Source organism: Flavobacteriales bacterium (assembly GCA_021739695.1).
Taxonomy (GTDB): domain Bacteria; phylum Bacteroidota; class Bacteroidia; order UBA10329; family UBA10329; genus UBA10329.
The window spans coordinates 39,763-56,867 of the sequence record JAIPBM010000030.1; the positions used below are offsets into that span (position 1 = coordinate 39,763).

Consider the following 17,105-nt stretch of genomic DNA (forward strand, 5'->3'; position numbering starts at 1 on the left):
AATAACTCAATAACCCAGTAACGATGACCCTTGAAATAGTAACACCAGAAGAAAAGATCTACGAAGGAGAAGTACGTCACGTACAACTTCCTGGAAAAGAAGGTCTTTTCGGCATACTGAACAATCACGCTCCTATCGTTTCGACCCTTGTAAAAGGAAGAGTGAAAGTGGAAGCAGCTGATGGTGACATCCAATATTTCGATATAGCTGGAGGAGTTGTTGAGATGAACAACAATAAGGTGATCGTTCTTGCTGAGAAGTAATCTTACTATTGAATAAAACAATTAAAAGCCCTGTTCGTTTTCGAATGGGGCTTTTTGTTGGTAGTCTGTTTGAAAAAATGGAACATAAATTGCAAGTGAGGCGTATGCAATCGTATTTTTCGAGAATGATGAGATTGATTTTTTCAGGGTTAGTGATGTTCTCATTATTGAGCACTTCCAACCTTAGCGCGCAAACATCCAGACGGGTCAAGTTTCCATCAAAAGATGGCGTTACCATTACTGCTGATATGTATGAAGCAAACCCAGATTATCCTTGGGTAGTGCTTTTTCATAAAGCGCAATCAAGTCGCGGTGAGTTTCAACGAATTGCAGTAAAGCTGAATAAACTGGAAGTGAACTGCATTGCTGTTGACCTCCGCTCTGGAAAAGAAGCGAACTTCATTGTGAATGAAACCTACGTACTGGCAAAGAACACTGGCTTGGGAACGGAATACATGGACTCGGAAATTGACATGCGTGCTGCTATAGAGAAGGCGTTTATCATTGCACGCAAACCTGTAATCATTCTGGGAAGTTCTTATTCAGGCTCTTTGGCCATTAAGCTGGCCAACGAAATGCCTCAGGTTAAAGCGGTGATTGCTTTCAGTCCGGGAGAATATTTTGGAAAGAAACTCAACGTGGCTGAAGAGGCAAGTCATCTTACAAAACCCACATTTATTGCCTGTGGTGCAGACGAAAAGAAATACACCGATCCCATTGCCAATGCTGTTAAGAGTAGTAAGAAAATCTACTTCGCGCCTCCAAAAGGTGGTGCTCATGGAGCCGCCTGTTTAGATAAAGGAACCGAAGGCGAAACCGAATATTGGATTCAAATGATCAATTTCATCCAAACGGTTAAAAAGGAATATTAGTAGTTCAAAGTTCCTGGTTTAAAGTTCAAAGTACTGGACACCTGGAACTTTGAACTTTAAACCTTGAACTCACCTAAGTTTCGGATTATTCTGATGCCTTTCAGAATCCCTTGCCGTCTTCTTCTCCAAGTTCTTCTTTAATGCTTCTGTAAGATCAACACCGGTCTGATTGGCCAGACATATCAATACAAACAGCACATCGGCCATTTCATCGCCTAGGTCTTTGTTCTTGTCGCTTTCCTTTTCAGATTGCTCACCGTAACGTCTAGCAATAATGCGCGCCACCTCGCCTACTTCTTCTGTAAGCATGGCCATATTGGTCAACTCATTGAAATAACGGACGCCTGTGGTATTGATCCACTCGTCAACGGTTTTTTGCGCTTCTTGGATTGTCATCTTTAACTCTTCTGTTAACAAAGAAATGAAACTGCACGACAGCAACTCAAAAGATGAAGACGTATTTTGTCCATCGAAATGCAGCATCAACGTTTTCCCCTTTTTCTTTTATCCATTCTGCTGGTAGCCACAGGCTGCAAGAAAGACCCCGACCTGGTGCCAGACAACGATGCACCGTACTATTCGGAGGTATCTGACCTGTTGATAGAGAACTACATCAATCGGGTTTACATCGACCAGATAGGAAGAGAACCCTTGGATGCCGAGATGAATGCAGAGCGCGAAACGTTGAAAGCAGCTGACTTGAGTTTGGAGGCACGCGAGGCGATGATCTTGAAGCTTCAGACAAATCAACAATACATTCCAGGCGATATATCGTACAAGCATGCCTATTACAACCGCTTGTATGAGCAGGGCAAGGCGCGTTTTATGGAGGCGGCATCCAATGCAGAGATCCAGGAAGTGATGGGCCCCATAGCCAGTGGCATTCTGAGCGATTCATTGAACGGGAATTGGGAAGGAGTGTACGATAGGCACCAAGCGGTACGGAAGTTACAATCGGTTCTGAACTCAGAAGAAGATTACATGAACGGAGCCATCGGCATTGGCGAGATGTGCGCACGGATGATCAACAATGCGGTGTATGACGAGATCAACATGAACACCTTCAATTTCATCAATGCCAGTTTCGATAACCTTTTCTTCCGATATCCTTCACAGTCTGAGTTCTATTCGGGCTTCAACATGGTCGAATACAACCAACCGGGAACACTGCTAGGCGCTTCTGGCCAGAACAAGACCGAGTATATCGACATCTTGGTCCGATCACGGGAGTTCTATGAAGGATTGATCGTGTGGTCGTATCAGGTGCTGCTTGCACGTGAACCTTCCACCGCAGAAACAAACAACTTGATGGTTGATCTGTGGGTTGATCACGACCTTCAGAAGGTGCAACGCGCTATTATGGTAACGGATGAATATGCACACTTTGATTAAGCTTAAAGGAGTAAGTAATAAGTAGTAAGTGCTATGAAAAATGTACAGTCAAATGATGTGCTTTCAAAAATGAAGAACATTGCGCTGGGCAGAAGTGTTTCTGCGCTTTCCTTACGCCTTATTCCCTACGCCTTAGAGGGAACCACTGCGGCCCTTCCCCCTTCTAAAGGGGGTGCCGAGGAACGAGGCGGGGGATTTTATCATCAAGGACGAACATGCACACTTTGAGTAATGAAAAATGATGAAACGAAGTTCAGCGGAGCTAATTAAGAATGAATAATAGAACGTACATATCCATTCAAGTGCTTCATGAGAGGTCTTCGTGCCTACTACCTTGCGCCTTAGAGGGAACCAATGCGGCCCTTCCCCCTTCTAAAGGGGGTGCCGAGGAACGAGGCGGGGGATTTCATATCAACAGTTTATCACCCACAATTCGGACAACCAAGAAATTCGAAATGAGAAACTCGAAACCAAAGGTGCCGCAGGTTCCTTCTTTCGTATTTCTTTTTCTTTCGTGCTTCGTGCTTCTACTTGCAGCAGGTTGCCAAAAGGAGAAACTCTACGAGGTGAACGAAGAGACCATTCTCCCTCCTAACGCGAATAAAACCAAGCTGAAATCAGATCAGCAATACATAGCCATTCTCTATGCCAATCTTTTTCAAACGGCACTTTCAAGCGATGATCTTTTTGAGGCCAGCGAATGCGTGCAGTCCATTGGCGACAAGGACCTGGTGCACGAGGTGCTTATCAGTAATTACATGAATTCGGGAGGCGTTATTCTACCGACAGAACAAGAAATGCGTGCCGATGTGGATGCATTCATTACCGAAACATACAACCGTTTCTTGGTGAGGAACCCTACCGAAGCAGAACGTCAATATTTTAAGAACTACATCAGCACACATCCGAACGTGAAACCAGAGCTTGTGTATTTCGCTTTCGGCCTTTCAAATGAATATCAATACTATTAATAATTAAGAACGATGAACGAGTCCATAGTCTATAGACAACAGACCATAGCTTGCTGCTCGCAGACTATGGACCATCGACTGTCGACCGTGGTCTTTTTCATTCAAAATCCATGAAACGTAGAGGATTCATAAAGAAGGCAGCTGCTGCCACCACGGGAGCATTCCTAGCGCCTTACATCCTGCCTTCGGGAAGATTGTTTGCAGCCACGGGTTCGCAATTGGCAGAGCATGTGGTAATGGTGATGTTTGCCGGAGGTGTGCGCCAACAGGAAAGCATTGAGCAGACTTATTTGGCACAAAGCCAAGGTATTCAGGTAGAAGGGAATATCATGTACAACATGCTGGATGGTGCGCCTCCAACACAGAAGATCGTGTACGGAATTGATGGCAATCTAGCTGGCGACACGCCAATTCCAGCCATTCTCAGTTCAACATTACAGCAGCAAGGCACGCTCTTCCGAGAAGTAAGAAGCAGCCATGCAGGGCATTATGGAGGGATGAATGCATTGCTTCAGGGCAATACGCTTTACTCACAGGGCTTGCGCCAAAAACCGCTTAACCCCACCATCTTTGAATACACACGTAGGCATTTGGGAGCACCAGCCTCAAAGGTCTGGTTTGTCGGAAGTGGAATTGGCAACTCTACGCCACTCATGAATTACAGTCAGCACCCCGATTATGGTGCGAAGTATGGCGCCAACTTCTTGGCTCCTAGCATCACCTTTGGTTCGCAGGGAGAAGATCATCTGTCCAACGCCAAGATCTATCATCCGGAAGAAGAACTCGACCCGATTTACCAGATGAAGTACTTCCTCGACAACAATTTTGAGAACGTTGGAGGAACCATCGAAACCATTTACAACACGGAAGATGAAAAGCAAAGCATCAAATTGTTCCTGCGGCAGATGTATAATTTGGGCGGAAATATTGCCAAGCCTCCTGTTTCCGATAATAATGACCTGAACACGGCTGCTTACGCGGTGGAAGTAATGAAGTGGTTCAAACCGACTTTGACCGTACTCAATCTGGGTGCGGTGGATGCCTGCCACAGCGATTACACGGGTTACCTTTCTGCATTGCATCGTGCCGATCATGCTGTAGGACATGTATGGAATCAGATTCAACAGATACCCGAAATGGCCAACAACACCATCATGTTGGTTTCTCCAGAATGTGGAAGGAACCTGACTCCCAATCCTATCAAAGATCAGAACGATTGGTTGGCCTTCGACCACTCAGATGCCAACACGCAACGGGTATTTACACAAATGGTCGGTCCGAATGTGCCCTCAAACCTCGTCCGCGGTGGTGTTGGAAACCAGATAGGAGAAACGGCAGACAACTGCCCAACCATTGCCGAAATACTTGGATTTAAGGAAGATGTAGGAAACAGCGGTTTCATCTCATCCACAGCTCAATCATTATTCGATAGAATCTGATATGGAACTTAAAAACAATCCTCCTCCTCGTTCCTCGGCTCCTCCTTTCAAAGGAGGAATGAGCTCCGTCCTGCACCAAAGGCGGATGCCACATTTGGGTGAGAGCCGAGTGAGTCTGAAAGGAGCACTGAGTCCCATCCCCCTTTTAAAGGGGGTGGCCGTAGGCCGGGGGATTTCTTGCATTCACAGCACCTTATCTCTCTGTCTCTTGTCTCTTCTCCTCCTTTCCATCAGCAGTTGCACCAAGGACGAGAAGAATCCTTTCGATGACCCGAACAATCTTCCGCCAGAGGACACAACCAATATCGAGAATATTGACCCAACCAGTTTTGTGGGCTTGCACCAGAACATCTTCAAACCGACCTGCGCCAATTCGGGTTGCCACGATGGCACCTTTGAACCTGATTTCCGAACCATCGAAAGTGCTTACAATACCTTGGTTTATCAGGCGGTCACGAAGAATGATCCTTCAGAAACATACACGTATCGTGTAAAACCAAGCAGTCTTTCCGAATCCATTCTTTGGCTTCGCTTGAACGAGGACATTGATGGCATTTCAGGTATCATGCCCTTGGATGCTTTCTACGATCCTGAATCGGAATGGAACGCCACGAAGACAGAACACCTGAGCAATATCAGCACTTGGATCATGAATGGCGCGCCAGATATGTTCGGAAACGTTCCGAATGTAAACGACCAACAACCGGGAATTGCTGGTATTTATGCCAAGGCAGATGGCGTTGGCTGCGATGTGAGCGAACGGATAAAAGTGCCTTTGGGTGCACAGAATGTAGATGTTTGGTTTTCCATCAACGACTTGGAAACACCTTTGAACAACTTCTCTTACACCAAGGTGAAGATGAGCGGAAGAATCGATCAGTTTGATACCACCTCCACAACTTATGACCTTCAACTGTTGGGTACTCCCGAAATACACGATACCTTCTTGGGCCAACAGGACGAATTCCAGCACAAGTTCAGTTTCAATGCTGGCTCATTCCCAGCCAATACAGACACGACTTACTATCTGCGCGTTTATCTCAAAGACCCTGTGCAACCCGACACTACCGAAATCCCGCAGGACGGAAGCATGCTCTACATTAAAAAGTACTTCTCGTGGCAATTCGTCAACTGATCATGCTCCTTTTGGCTGTGTCGCTTTTTGCATCTTGCAAAGAGGTGCATTCTGATATTCCAGAAATCACCAACCTTAGCGTTGAACCAATGCTAGTCGAAGAGTTCAGCGATACGGTGACAATCAGCTTCAATTACTACGATTACAATGGCGACCTCGGCCACCTCGACCCGAACGTAACGTCTTTGAGCGTAAAGGATAGTCGCTTGCAATACGAAGACCTTTACCACGTGCAACCCTTGGCTCCAATAGATGCCAATGTGCCAATTCAAGGTAGATTGACTGTCAAGTTGAATAACCTCTTCATTTTAGGAAACGACTCGATAGAAAAACTTCAATTCGAAGTAAGGATTCAGGACAGGAAAGGAAACTGGAGCGAATTGGTTGAAAGCGATACCATCACCGTTTTCCGCCCCTGAAAAAGACTAGGAAGACATGCTTTTAGTCACAAATTCTCCGATTTCCACAGATTCCACGGAAGATGAGAATACTTGTACCTGTTTTTCTCTCTTCTCGCTCCTGCTATTTTCCTTTTTCCTTTTCCCTTTTTTCCTTCAGGCACAGAACACGTACCCGCTTGTTGGAGATATAACTACAGATGATTGCGAGGGTTATTTCACCGACAGCAATGGCGGACAGAACGGGGAAGATTACGCTCATGGCGAAGATTACACCTTCACCATCTGCGTGCCCAATGCCATCAGCATTGAAATGACCTTTTTCCAATTCTGCTCCGAAGCAGGATTTGATATCATCACATTCTATGATGGCCCTAACATGAATGCACCACAAATTGGCGCACCCATTTCTGGCCAAGACCTTCCTCCTACTGTCATCGCCACTTCTGGATGCCTTACGGTTCATTGGGTATCTGATGCCGCAGGTGTGGCCTGCGAAGGTTGGTTGGCCTACTGGGAAGTGGAAGTTGAAGAACCAGAGCCACCGATCATCACCTTCAATCCTGTTGCCCCAACGTGCAGCACCGAAGTGGTGGTCATGTCCTTCGACACGCCTGTTCCTTGCGATTCGGTCTATCCTTCAGCCTTCACGCTTTCTGGCGGACAGACCATCAGCAACATCACCCCAATCAATTGCAATGGTGGAAATGGAACGCAGTACGAACTCACGCTCAGTCCGGGTTTGGATAACAGCGCCACGTACACCGTAGATTTCGTTTACAACTATGCCGATGATTGCGGAAACGAATTCACATTGGAAGCGCAAGGTTCGCTTGTGGTGAATGATTGCCCACTGCAGGTCGAGATCTTGGAAGAAAATCAGACCGTTTGTTTGGGCGATTGCATTGAGATCTGGGCGGAAGTTTCTGGTGGCGACCCAAATACCTACAACTTTGCGTGGAGCAATGGACTGCCCAATTCCGCTGGGCCTCATTTGGTTTGCCCTACAGTAAACACCACTTACTCGGTCACGGTGAGCGATGCAGGTCCAGCAGCTTCGGCATCGGACCAAACAACCATCACCGTCATTCAACCACCAGTGATCGACCCCATTGCGGATGTGTGCCGAAATGCAGCTCCTTTCACCATCACGGCAAGTCCAGCAGGTGGAAATTGGAGCGGTTCGCACATCAATGATCCTATTGGCGTCTTCCGGCCAGATTCCGGTTACGGAACTCCTTGGACCTACTACACCGACCTGAACGGTTGCACCGATTCCATTCAATCTGAAGTCTATGATGTGTGGGCTGGCTACGACCAAGCATCCTGCCCAAATGCCGCGCCTTTTCAGCTCACCAATGGTTATCCAGCAGGAGGAATATGGTCAGGACCATTTACAACAGCAGCGGGCATTTTCGACCCAAGCACGGCTGGAACATACACGATTACCTACACCACTGCCGATGGCTGCACGGATACCAAGATCGTTCAAGTAAGCAACATCACCATGCCGGCAGACATGACCGTTTGCGAGTCGGATCCTCCCTTCAATTTCAGCGTAACGCCATTCGGAGGTTCGTGGAGCGGAACGGGTGTCACAAATTGGTATTGGGCATCTTACGATCCTGCGGTAGCTGGCCCGGGAACGCACACGATTACTTATGACATCAATGGCTGTTCTGCTACAGTAGATGTGACCGTTTCGGAGATTGATGCTGGAGGAGATTTCGTGCTCTGTCCAGAACAGGCTCCGGTTCAACTAACTGCCATTCCAACGGGCGGAACATGGAGCGGCATCGGGGTTTCGCCTGCTGGTCTGTACGACCCTTCCATTGCACCCGACCTGACCAACGACACGCTTACGTACTCCGTTAATGGTTGTACGGACAAGCGAATCGTCTACGTGCAACAGACAGCCATTCTGTATTCCAGTCTGGATTTCTGTTTATACGATGATGCTCTAACCCTCGATTGGGCTGGAGTTCAGCGCTATCCAGGTGGTGGCGTTTGGACTGGTCCAGGCGTAAACGGAACCAACGGTGGTCAATTCGTTGCGGCCGATGCTGGAAGCGGCACCCACATCTTGTATTACGAAGCCAATACCTGTGTTGACAGCACCGTTTTCATCGTAAATGAGAATACCATGTTCGACACTTCCGTTTGCGAAGCAGGCGACCCGATTCAACTTTCGGCCTTGCCCGCAGGTGGAACGTGGGATGGAAATGGCATCATCTCGCCAAGCGGCCTTTTCGACCCGCAAGTGGTTGGAATCGGTCAGCATTGGGTCTATTACCAGGCTCCGAGCGGCTGTTGGGATTCGTGCATGGTGGACGTTTATCAGATAGAGCCTGCGCAGATCATCGGACTGCAAAACACCTATTGCTTTACCGATTCGTCCATAGCGCTCATCGGCCTTCCTGCCAATGGTGTTTTTTCGGGCAATGGAATGACCGATACCATTTTCAATCCCGCACTGGCTGGAGAAGGCATTCATCAGATCGCCTACGATCAGGGAAGCGCTGGTTGCGAAGTGCACGCAGACATGCTGGTTTCCATTTCGCCAGCGATAACCACCGAAAGAATCGGTCATAACCAACAAGTATGCAAGGGCGATGGAGTTACGATTGGCGTCAACGCCTCTGGCGGAGATGGAACGCTTTTCGACTTTGAATGGAATCCGAACGTATCGTGGTTTGCCACGCAGGAAATTTACCCCGATACCACCACCAACTACGTGATCATTACTTCCGATGGATGTTCTGATCGGGTTACCGATACCATTTACATATTTGTAAAAGAGCCGTTTACTGTTGAGTTCGAAACGAGCGATCCGCTGTGCTATGGAGCCGTGGGATATGCCAGCGCTCAGGCCATTCCAAGCACATTTCCCTACGGCTATCAATGGCATTCATCGCCACCCAATTTCACCAATACCATCTATGGCCCAGCGGCTACCACCTATCAACTTACGGTAACCGAATTGGAAAGCCTTTGCAGCTTAGATACAAGCGTTACCATTCCTTATTTCCCGAACGTTACGGCCTATTTCACGCCCAATCCGAATGGCCCGTGCATGGTAGAATCTGACCCTGTGGCCGAATTCATCGACCTGAGCCAAGGTGCAGCGCGTGGCACATGGGATTTTGGTGATGGCACCACCGAAGATTACAGCTATGGTGTTTATCCAACCCACGAATATGCCGATACGGGAACCTACACCGTTACACTTTATGTAGAGAACGAACTTGGAACCTGCAGCGATGAATTTGATTTTGATGTATGCGTGCAGCCCGAGTTCAAACTTTGGATTCCCAACTCGTTTACTCCCGATGGAGACGGGCTGAATGATGTGTTCGAGATCGTGTCTTCAGGCGTGGTCGAATTTGAACTACAGATATCGGGAAGTTGGGGAACCAAGATCTACAAGATGAATTCCATTGACGCCCCATTTTGGGATGGCACTTACAAAGGCGAACCCGTGCAACAAGACCGCTACATCTACGAGGTGATTGCCAAAGGCCGCCACTTAGGAGGTGTGAAATTCTATAAGGGAAGCGGTTATATTCATGTGATTCGGAATAACGATTAGCTTATAAAGTGTTATTTTTGACTCGCACTCAAAACTTTAACCATGAAACCTACAAACATCCTTCTTTCCTTCCTTGTCACAATCCTTTCTTTCAGTTACTCTTCTGCTCAGAAGATCCAAATGAAAAAGGGGAAAGTGACGATTGACAAAGTTGAAATTCTAGATTTCAATTATGAATGGCAGTTGGCTGAAACTCATTTTCTCAAGTTGGGAACCACTGAAGAGATCGTATACGCCAAGTTCAGTAACGGGGGTACCAAAGAATATAAAGGTGATGATTACACGAAAGTATATTTCCCTGGTTTTGATAAAACTGTTGAGTCTAAAGAGGTTAATTATGGGTTAAAAGGCGAAATGCTCATTAAGAAATTGATTGGTGATGGTGTGGTAACCGCTGATGGGGCTCTTGACGAAGAGAAACTTAATATTTTTGTCAAAAAGTATCATCAAGAGTTTGATAAGTAGTCCGAGCTAATACCTCGAATTCCCAGCTCATTTACCCCCGATGGAGACGGACTGAATGATGTGTTCGAGATCGTGTCTTCAGGCGTGGTAGAATTTGAACTCCAGATATCGGGAAGTTGGGGAACCAAGATCTACAAGATGAATTCCATTGACGACCCATTTTGGGATGGCACCTACAAAGGCGAACCCGTGCAACAAGACCGCTACATCTACGAAGTGATTGCCAAAGGCCGCCACCTAGGAGGTGTGAAATTCTTTAAGGGAAGCGGTTATATTCATGTGATTCGGAATAATTAACCACTCATTTTAGCAAGGTCTTTCAGTATTATTGACGTATTCAATAATACCAACGCCATGTGTGCGAAAAGAAAAGAGATTGAGTTTCTAACTGACCAACCAATTAAGTCGGTTGAGGACGACAAATTTGGCCGTGCCGATTTTGTCAAGGCTATTGCAGAAGTCATCCATAGTCAAACAACCCAAGTTAATACCGATAAAAATCCCGAATTCAAGGACATTGAAGAAAACATGATCATTGGACTTTATGGTTCCTGGGGATTTGGGAAATCCAGTATCATGCATATGCTGGACGATTCTCTTCCAGAATCTGTCCAAACTGCCTTTTTCAATCCGTGGATGTACAATTCGGAAGAGCACCTCATTATTTCTCTATTCAACACAATTGTTGAACTATCTGGTCTAACCAAGGATTCAAAAACTGAATTGATCAGTCTGATTAAGAAGTACCAGCCACTAATTTCCTTAGCATCCAATTCTGCTGGAAAAATCTCGAAAGCAATTACGGAAATCGGGAATGAATCCGTTACGATGAACGCAGTTTATTGCAAGGAACAGATTGACAAAAAACTGCTTGAAAACGCAAACCCAGTGGTCATTTTTATTGATGATGTTGATAGGTTAAGTAAAGATGAAATTCATGTGCTTTTCAAAACGCTTAGGCTCATCGCCAATTTCAAAAAAATCATTTATGTCGTTGCCTTTGATTTTGAAATGGTGTCTAAATCCATTAAGGAAAATTATGCGGATGGAAAAATTGAAGACGGTAAAGCGTTTATCGAAAAGATAGTTCAAATACCAATCAGGATTCCTGAAATTGAATCAAAAAAACTATTGAAATACAGTACTGAACTGATTAATCAAACTTTTCATGTAGACCTATCAGGAAATGCTGTATTCAAGTCCTTGGTTAGCTACTGCATACATACACCAAGAGATGTCAAAAGGTTTGTTAATGGTTTTAGGTTCACTCATCATTATTTAAATGATACGATTCTTACGGAAGACCTAATCGTTATTGAGCTTATTAGATCCAAAGACCACTTTCTTTTCAAATTAATTACGATATACTATCGAGCAATCAAAAACCAATGGAACTCGGCTATATATAGAAGAGAAATCATGAACGCGTTCAATGAGAATTTACCTCATTTAATAAAAACGGACGAAAGAGGATCAAGATCAATTGACATTTATAGTTTCCAAATAAGAGAATACAACTCTGTTTTCGTTAATCTTTTCAGTTTAAGCGATTTAGAAACATTTGCCTATGAATCAAGACCAAATGGGCATGGACAACTTGATTACAAAGCATACACCGGTTTCTTACTTCAACACAAATCTGGTTCCGAGATAATGAGAAGTCTAAAAAATCCACAACGCCTGATTGATTACTTTGAAAAATCATCCATACTAGAAATGAATCAAGAACTCACTCCCTCTCCTTCGAGTCCATCAGAATCGTAACAGTACAGTTGTATGCCATTGTTTAAAATTGAAAACTGACTAACGCGATGAGCAATTATCCTGACTTCGTTTCCGTTGACCCTGAGATCCGTTTTGGAAAACCGTGTATCAGAGGCACACGGATAACCTTAAATGAACTTTTAGATTGGATAAATGCGGGGATGTCTGATGAGGAAATTTTGGATGATCATAGAAGTCTGACACGGGAACAGATTCAAGCTGCTAGACGTTACAGTCTACGCTAGCGTCATGCCGAACTTGTTTCGGCATCTGTTTTCGCATTAGATTCTGAAACAAGTTCAGAATGACAATCACTCAACTCACTCCCTCTCCTTCGAATCCATCAGAATCGTAACGGGGCCATCGTTCACCAATTCCACATCCATCATGGCACCGAAGACGCCACTGGGAACGGGTTTCATCAGCATACTAGATAATTTGGTTTTGAATTGCTCATACATCGGTTCAGCCTGTTCTGGTCGTGCAGCTTTTATGTATGATGGACGGTTTCCCTTTTTGGTGCTGGCGTGCAAGGTAAATTGAGAAACCACCAAGGCTTCTCCACCGCTCTCTTCCAACGAAAGGTTCATGACGCCTTCTGCATCATTGAAAATGCGCATGCGGCAGACCTTCCCACACAACCATTCAATGTCTTCGGGCGTGTCGGCTGCTTCTATTCCCAATAGAATCAATACGCCAGCGCCTATGCTGCCAACCACGGTTTCATCGACCGTTACCGAAGCGCGTTTTACGCGCTGTAGAACCACTCTCATAATGCAATGATAAACATGTTTTCAGGCAGACGTTTATCCATTGGCAATTCCATATTTTTGAAGCAATGTCAAAACCCGGTGCCGACCAGCTTTCGCTTCCTCTTACGCAGTTCGCGATTGTTGATATTGAGACGACCGGAACCATCCACGATGGCAAGATCACGGAGATCGCCATCATCATTCATGATGGTATTCAGGAACTGGAACGCTTCACTACGCTACTCAATCCCGAACGGCCCATTGACCGCTATGTGGTGAAACTGACAGGCATTACCGATCAGATGGTGGCCGATGCGCCTTTGTTTGCCGAACATGCAGATCGCATTTTTGAGATGACGAAAGACCGCGTGTTTGTGGCGCACAACGTTTCGTTCGATTATGGTTTTCTGAAGAAAGAGTTTGCCCAACTGAAAACGGAATTCAAACGCGAAACCCTCGATACGATAGACATTTGCAGAAGGATCATTCCTGATCTTCCGTCCTATAGTTTAGGAAAACTCTGCGCCACATTGGGCATTGAGATGGACAGCCATCACCGTGCCTTGGACGACACGGCTGCAACTGCAATTCTATTCGAGCGTCTGTTCAAGAAAGATCCGACCACGGTTTTCAGTCGCATAAAACCCGACATGCCCGATGTGCGGATTCCGCCAAACCTGCCAGCATCAGAGCTCGAGAATCTGCCTTCTACCGTTGGTGTTTATTATATGTATGATGGCGATGAGCAGATCCTATATGTAGGCAAAAGCATCGACATCAAAAAGCGCGTACTCAGTCATTTTCATCCGAAGGAGAAGAAGAAATGGGCAGAACTATGGAAAGCGGTTCATACCATTTCGTTTGAAGAAACGGGTAGCGAATTGGTGGCTTTGCTCCTCGAATCGCAGGAGATAAAGAAGCTGCAACCGCCCATCAACTCATCGCAAAAACAACCGTATTTCCCCTACGGGATTTACGAACAGGCAGACGAAAACGGATACCTCTCTCTTTCCATTCAGCGCAAAAAGAAATTGGAGAACGATCCCTTGGTAGAAATAAGAAGTTATCACGAAGGGAAACGACTGTTGCTCAATCAGGCCAAAAAGCACGAGCTATGTCAATGTTTGCTCGGTCTTCATAACATCAGCGGCAATTGTTTCCATTATCAAATAAAGAACTGTCGAGGTTCTAAAATGGGGCTGGAAACACCCGATCAATACAACAAGCGATTGAATGCTGCCAAACGTTCATTGGGCATGACGATGGAAAATACCTTGGTAATCGGCACAGGCAGAACCCAAGAAGAATATTCACTGGTTCAGGTTGAAGACGGCAAATACGTTGGCTACGGCTTCATAGATAAAGAGGAAGCCAACCAACCGCTAGAGAATATCTTGGAATTTATTCGCAAGCAAAGCGATAATCCCGATACGCGCAAGATCATTCGCAGCTACTTGGCCAAAAACAAGCGCGACAAGCTGATTGAATACAAAAGAAATCCCGACCAAGGCCGGGATTTCTGAAGCTCGTCATTGCGAGGACGAAGGACGAAGCAATCTGTTTCTAGTATGAGGATTGCCGCGCTCGTTCCTCGCTCGCAATGACGCTAATCAGTATCCGTTGATGAATCTGTCTAACTCACGCACACTGCTTGAGAACCAGAACACATCGTTCACCACGTAGTAATTGGCTGGGTCTCCTACGAATTGGAACCCAAATTTGGCGATTTCCAATCTGCTCGATTCAAAACTCAGTAAGCGCATGATCTCTGCAATCTGATGCGATGAGGCACCGTTGGTTCTAATGACCTGCTTTGCCACACGTATCTGATCCGAATCGAACGATTGCAGTTCGATACTGCGAAGCGCACTCGCAAACACATCTGGATGCATTCCTATCATAACCGGAGCACAAACGATGGGCTCAATTGGTCGTTGGTGTTGTGGACGTTGACTTACAAAACCACCGTTTCCGTTGGCATTCGGAATCACAACTGTGCCGTTACCGCAATTTCCATCCCAGTAGCTTGGGCCGTTGTTGGCCAAAGGCTGCGCGCTCACTTTCATCCCATTCGGAGTGATAAATGCGGTTACATCTGAATGATGCGGAACGGAGATGCTACCTGCATAAACCACGCCTTGATCTCCCCAGTGAGAAGGTCGCATCACTTTTATCGGATATGTTCCTGGCGCCACCATTCCCATATTCAAAGCGTTGCCAGCTGTAGAATAAGACTGACCGTTGAACACGATGATCATGTTTGGTCGATGTCCAACCAGGTTGATGTGCAACTGAGATCCAGACGGCATTGCCGCCAAAAATCCAACAGCCAAAACCAGTGCTAAAGTTGTTGTAAGCGTTTTCATGGCGTTTAGTTTTAAAGGTTCATTGCTTGCATTCCAATTGGCGTGCCAAACCTTTTTGACCGTGTTCTTCAAGAACAAATGCCTCCCGATCAACAAACCCGTGCTTTGTCATCGGTCCGAAAAGGGGCGCCATTGTTTTATTCTTAATTTTTGCCAAACGCCAACTATCCGCCTCTTACAATGGGTAAGTTTGCACCCGAAATGCTAGCGTACTATCTCATACTTTTTGGAACCGGAGTGCTTATCGCCTATTCGTATCGTTCTGTGCACATTCTCACGCACAAAATGTTACCGAAATACAAGTGGCTATTCCGCATCATTTTCCTTTTTGTTTCCATTTTCATCTATGCAACCACCTCTTATTTTGCCATAAACAGAGATGAATATCGGGCGTATCCGATGGTGCGTAATTACACCATTGTAGGAGCGGTAACCCTTTCTGTTACGCTGCTTTCCATTTGCATCTTTCAATTGCTGGCAGATCTTGTATTGCTAGGCCGACACGTGCATTTCAGAACATCTGGCAAGAAAGCTGCTGGTGCCACCATGCCCAGAAGAACCTTCATGAATACGATTGCCTTGAGTGTAGGCGGACTCATGCTGGGTTCTGTTCTTTGGGGAACTACCAAAGGAAAATTCGGCTGGCGTATTTTGGAGAATAAACTGAGTTTCGACAACCTTCCGAAAGCGTTTGATGGACTTCGGATTGCACAGATCTCTGACCTCCACCTCGGAAGCTTTGAGAATAACTTCGAACCATTGGAAGAGGCAGTTCGCATGGTGAACGAGCTGAAACCAGATTACATTTTCTTCACGGGCGACCTCGTGAATGAATCCCCAGAAGAAGCTGAATCTTGGATACCTGTTTTCCAGAAACTGGAAGCGAAACATGGCAAGTACGCCATCTTGGGCAATCATGATTATGGTTGGGGTCGAGGTGGTAAACTAACGGAAGAAAAAAAGACCGAGAATGCGAATGGCGTGGCAGAGATCATTCGCAGAATGGATTTCAACATGCTGCTGAACGAGCACGACATTCTGGAAAAGGATGGGGAAAAGATCGGTCTGGTTGGCGTGGAAAATTGGGGATACACCGAAGAAGGATGGTTCCCAACCCGTGGCGATTACAAGAAATCGGTGGAGACAATGGAAGATGTTCCGTTCAAAATCCTTCTAAGCCACGATCCAACGCATTGGGACCATCATATCCTTTCGAAGGAAAACGTTGACCTAACGCTTTCGGGCCATACGCATGGCGGACAAATGGGTGTTTCCATTCCCGGATTGGTAGAAATCAGCGCAGCCAAACTGTTCTACAAACGCTATGCAGGATTGTACAAAGAGGCTGATCAATACCTCTACGTTAACCGAGGCATGGGCTATCTCATCTTTCCTGGTCGTGTAGGAATGCCACCAGAAATTACGCTGCACGAGTTAAGAAGAGCGTAACGAGAGAACTGAAATTTCGCTAAAATTGCTCAACTTAAAATCTAACGATCATGGCCAAAGGCACAGATATGAAGAAAGCGGTCAAGAAAGAGCCGGTAAAATCTACAAAGGAAAAACAGGCCGAAAAACGCGCCAAAAAAGGTAAACCTAAGTACGATTAGTCTCCGACTTACTGCAATTGAAAAGGGCGTTCCGATAACCGGAACGCCCTTTTTTCAATCTTCTATTTTGACTGAATGCTTACATCCCT

The 17,105-nt window shown here is 45.9% G+C and carries 18 protein-coding genes; 15 read left to right on the forward strand and 3 right to left on the reverse strand.

Translation table 11 applies throughout. From position 1 onward, the window contains the following. The first annotated feature begins 23 nt into the window (after window positions 1-23). Both atpC and K9J17_15685 read left to right on the forward strand, forming a co-directional pair. Complete coding sequence (atpC, locus tag K9J17_15680) at window positions 24-263, forward strand: ATP synthase F1 subunit epsilon (GenBank protein ID MCF8278167.1); 240 nt, start codon at window positions 24-26, stop codon at window positions 261-263. A gap of 128 nt (window positions 264-391) precedes the next feature. Continuing rightward, window positions 392-1,135, forward strand: a complete 744-nt coding sequence (locus tag K9J17_15685; GenBank protein ID MCF8278168.1) for a hypothetical protein — start codon at window positions 392-394, stop codon at window positions 1,133-1,135. Window positions 1,136-1,204: 69 nt separating this feature from the next. Here the strand turns inward: K9J17_15685 and K9J17_15690 are convergent, their stop codons facing one another. Then, a complete protein-coding gene (locus tag K9J17_15690; protein MCF8278169.1) occupies window positions 1,205-1,531 on the reverse strand; it encodes a nucleotide pyrophosphohydrolase in 327 nt (108 codons plus the stop codon). A gap of 78 nt (window positions 1,532-1,609) precedes the next feature. Between K9J17_15690 and K9J17_15695 the strand changes: the two genes are divergently transcribed. The 11 genes from K9J17_15695 (at window position 1,610) to K9J17_15745 (ending at window position 12,533) form a co-directional block, all read left to right on the forward strand. Next, the gene (locus tag K9J17_15695; GenBank protein ID MCF8278170.1) at window positions 1,610-2,527 is read left to right on the forward strand and encodes a hypothetical protein; all 918 of its coding nucleotides are present in this window, start codon (window positions 1,610-1,612) and stop codon (window positions 2,525-2,527) included. Window positions 2,528-2,560: 33 nt separating this feature from the next. After that, a complete protein-coding gene (locus tag K9J17_15700; protein ID MCF8278171.1) occupies window positions 2,561-2,755 on the forward strand; it encodes a hypothetical protein in 195 nt (64 codons plus the stop codon). A gap of 227 nt (window positions 2,756-2,982) precedes the next feature. Further along, window positions 2,983-3,498, forward strand: coding sequence for a hypothetical protein (locus tag K9J17_15705; GenBank protein MCF8278172.1), 516 nt, complete (start codon window positions 2,983-2,985; stop codon window positions 3,496-3,498). 110 nt (window positions 3,499-3,608) lie between these two features. Further along, on the forward strand, window positions 3,609-4,937 hold the full coding sequence (locus K9J17_15710; protein MCF8278173.1) for a hypothetical protein: 1,329 nt from the start codon (window positions 3,609-3,611) through the stop codon (window positions 4,935-4,937). A 208-nt stretch (window positions 4,938-5,145) separates the two neighbouring features. Next, complete coding sequence (locus tag K9J17_15715; GenBank protein ID MCF8278174.1) at window positions 5,146-6,072, forward strand: hypothetical protein; 927 nt, start codon at window positions 5,146-5,148, stop codon at window positions 6,070-6,072. Continuing rightward, entirely contained in the window at window positions 6,054-6,491 is a 438-nt protein-coding gene (locus K9J17_15720) for a hypothetical protein (GenBank protein ID MCF8278175.1), read from the forward strand. Before K9J17_15715 ends, K9J17_15720 begins: the two co-directional genes overlap by 19 nt. Before the next feature lie 16 nt (window positions 6,492-6,507). Continuing rightward, entirely contained in the window at window positions 6,508-10,059 is a 3,552-nt protein-coding gene (locus K9J17_15725) for a gliding motility-associated C-terminal domain-containing protein (GenBank protein MCF8278176.1), read from the forward strand. Window positions 10,060-10,101: 42 nt separating this feature from the next. Beyond that, complete coding sequence (locus K9J17_15730; GenBank protein ID MCF8278177.1) at window positions 10,102-10,524, forward strand: hypothetical protein; 423 nt, start codon at window positions 10,102-10,104, stop codon at window positions 10,522-10,524. 9 nt (window positions 10,525-10,533) lie between these two features. Further along, a complete protein-coding gene (locus tag K9J17_15735) occupies window positions 10,534-10,821 on the forward strand; it encodes a gliding motility-associated C-terminal domain-containing protein (GenBank protein MCF8278178.1) in 288 nt (95 codons plus the stop codon). A gap of 57 nt (window positions 10,822-10,878) precedes the next feature. Then, window positions 10,879-12,288, forward strand: a complete 1,410-nt coding sequence (locus K9J17_15740; GenBank protein MCF8278179.1) for a KAP family NTPase — start codon at window positions 10,879-10,881, stop codon at window positions 12,286-12,288. Window positions 12,289-12,335: 47 nt separating this feature from the next. Beyond that, window positions 12,336-12,533 (forward strand): DUF433 domain-containing protein, encoded by a 198-nt coding sequence (locus tag K9J17_15745; GenBank protein MCF8278180.1) that lies wholly within the window; start codon window positions 12,336-12,338, stop codon window positions 12,531-12,533. Window positions 12,534-12,608: 75 nt separating this feature from the next. On the opposite strand, the gene dtd is transcribed toward K9J17_15745, so the two are convergent. Then, window positions 12,609-13,061: a D-tyrosyl-tRNA(Tyr) deacylase gene (gene dtd / locus K9J17_15750; GenBank protein MCF8278181.1), complete on the reverse strand. Its 453-nt coding sequence runs from the start codon at window positions 13,059-13,061 to the stop codon at window positions 12,609-12,611. A gap of 65 nt (window positions 13,062-13,126) precedes the next feature. On the opposite strand from dtd, the gene K9J17_15755 reads away from it, so the two are divergent. After that, window positions 13,127-14,563, forward strand: a complete 1,437-nt coding sequence (locus K9J17_15755) for a GIY-YIG nuclease family protein (GenBank protein ID MCF8278182.1) — start codon at window positions 13,127-13,129, stop codon at window positions 14,561-14,563. An 87-nt stretch (window positions 14,564-14,650) separates the two neighbouring features. Here the strand turns inward: K9J17_15755 and K9J17_15760 are convergent, their stop codons facing one another. Then, window positions 14,651-15,406: a DUF4476 domain-containing protein gene (locus K9J17_15760; protein ID MCF8278183.1), complete on the reverse strand. Its 756-nt coding sequence runs from the start codon at window positions 15,404-15,406 to the stop codon at window positions 14,651-14,653. 180 nt (window positions 15,407-15,586) lie between these two features. Between K9J17_15760 and K9J17_15765 the strand changes: the two genes are divergently transcribed. Then, window positions 15,587-16,855, forward strand: a complete 1,269-nt coding sequence (locus tag K9J17_15765; GenBank protein MCF8278184.1) for a metallophosphoesterase — start codon at window positions 15,587-15,589, stop codon at window positions 16,853-16,855. The last annotated feature ends 250 nt before the right edge of the window (window positions 16,856-17,105 follow it).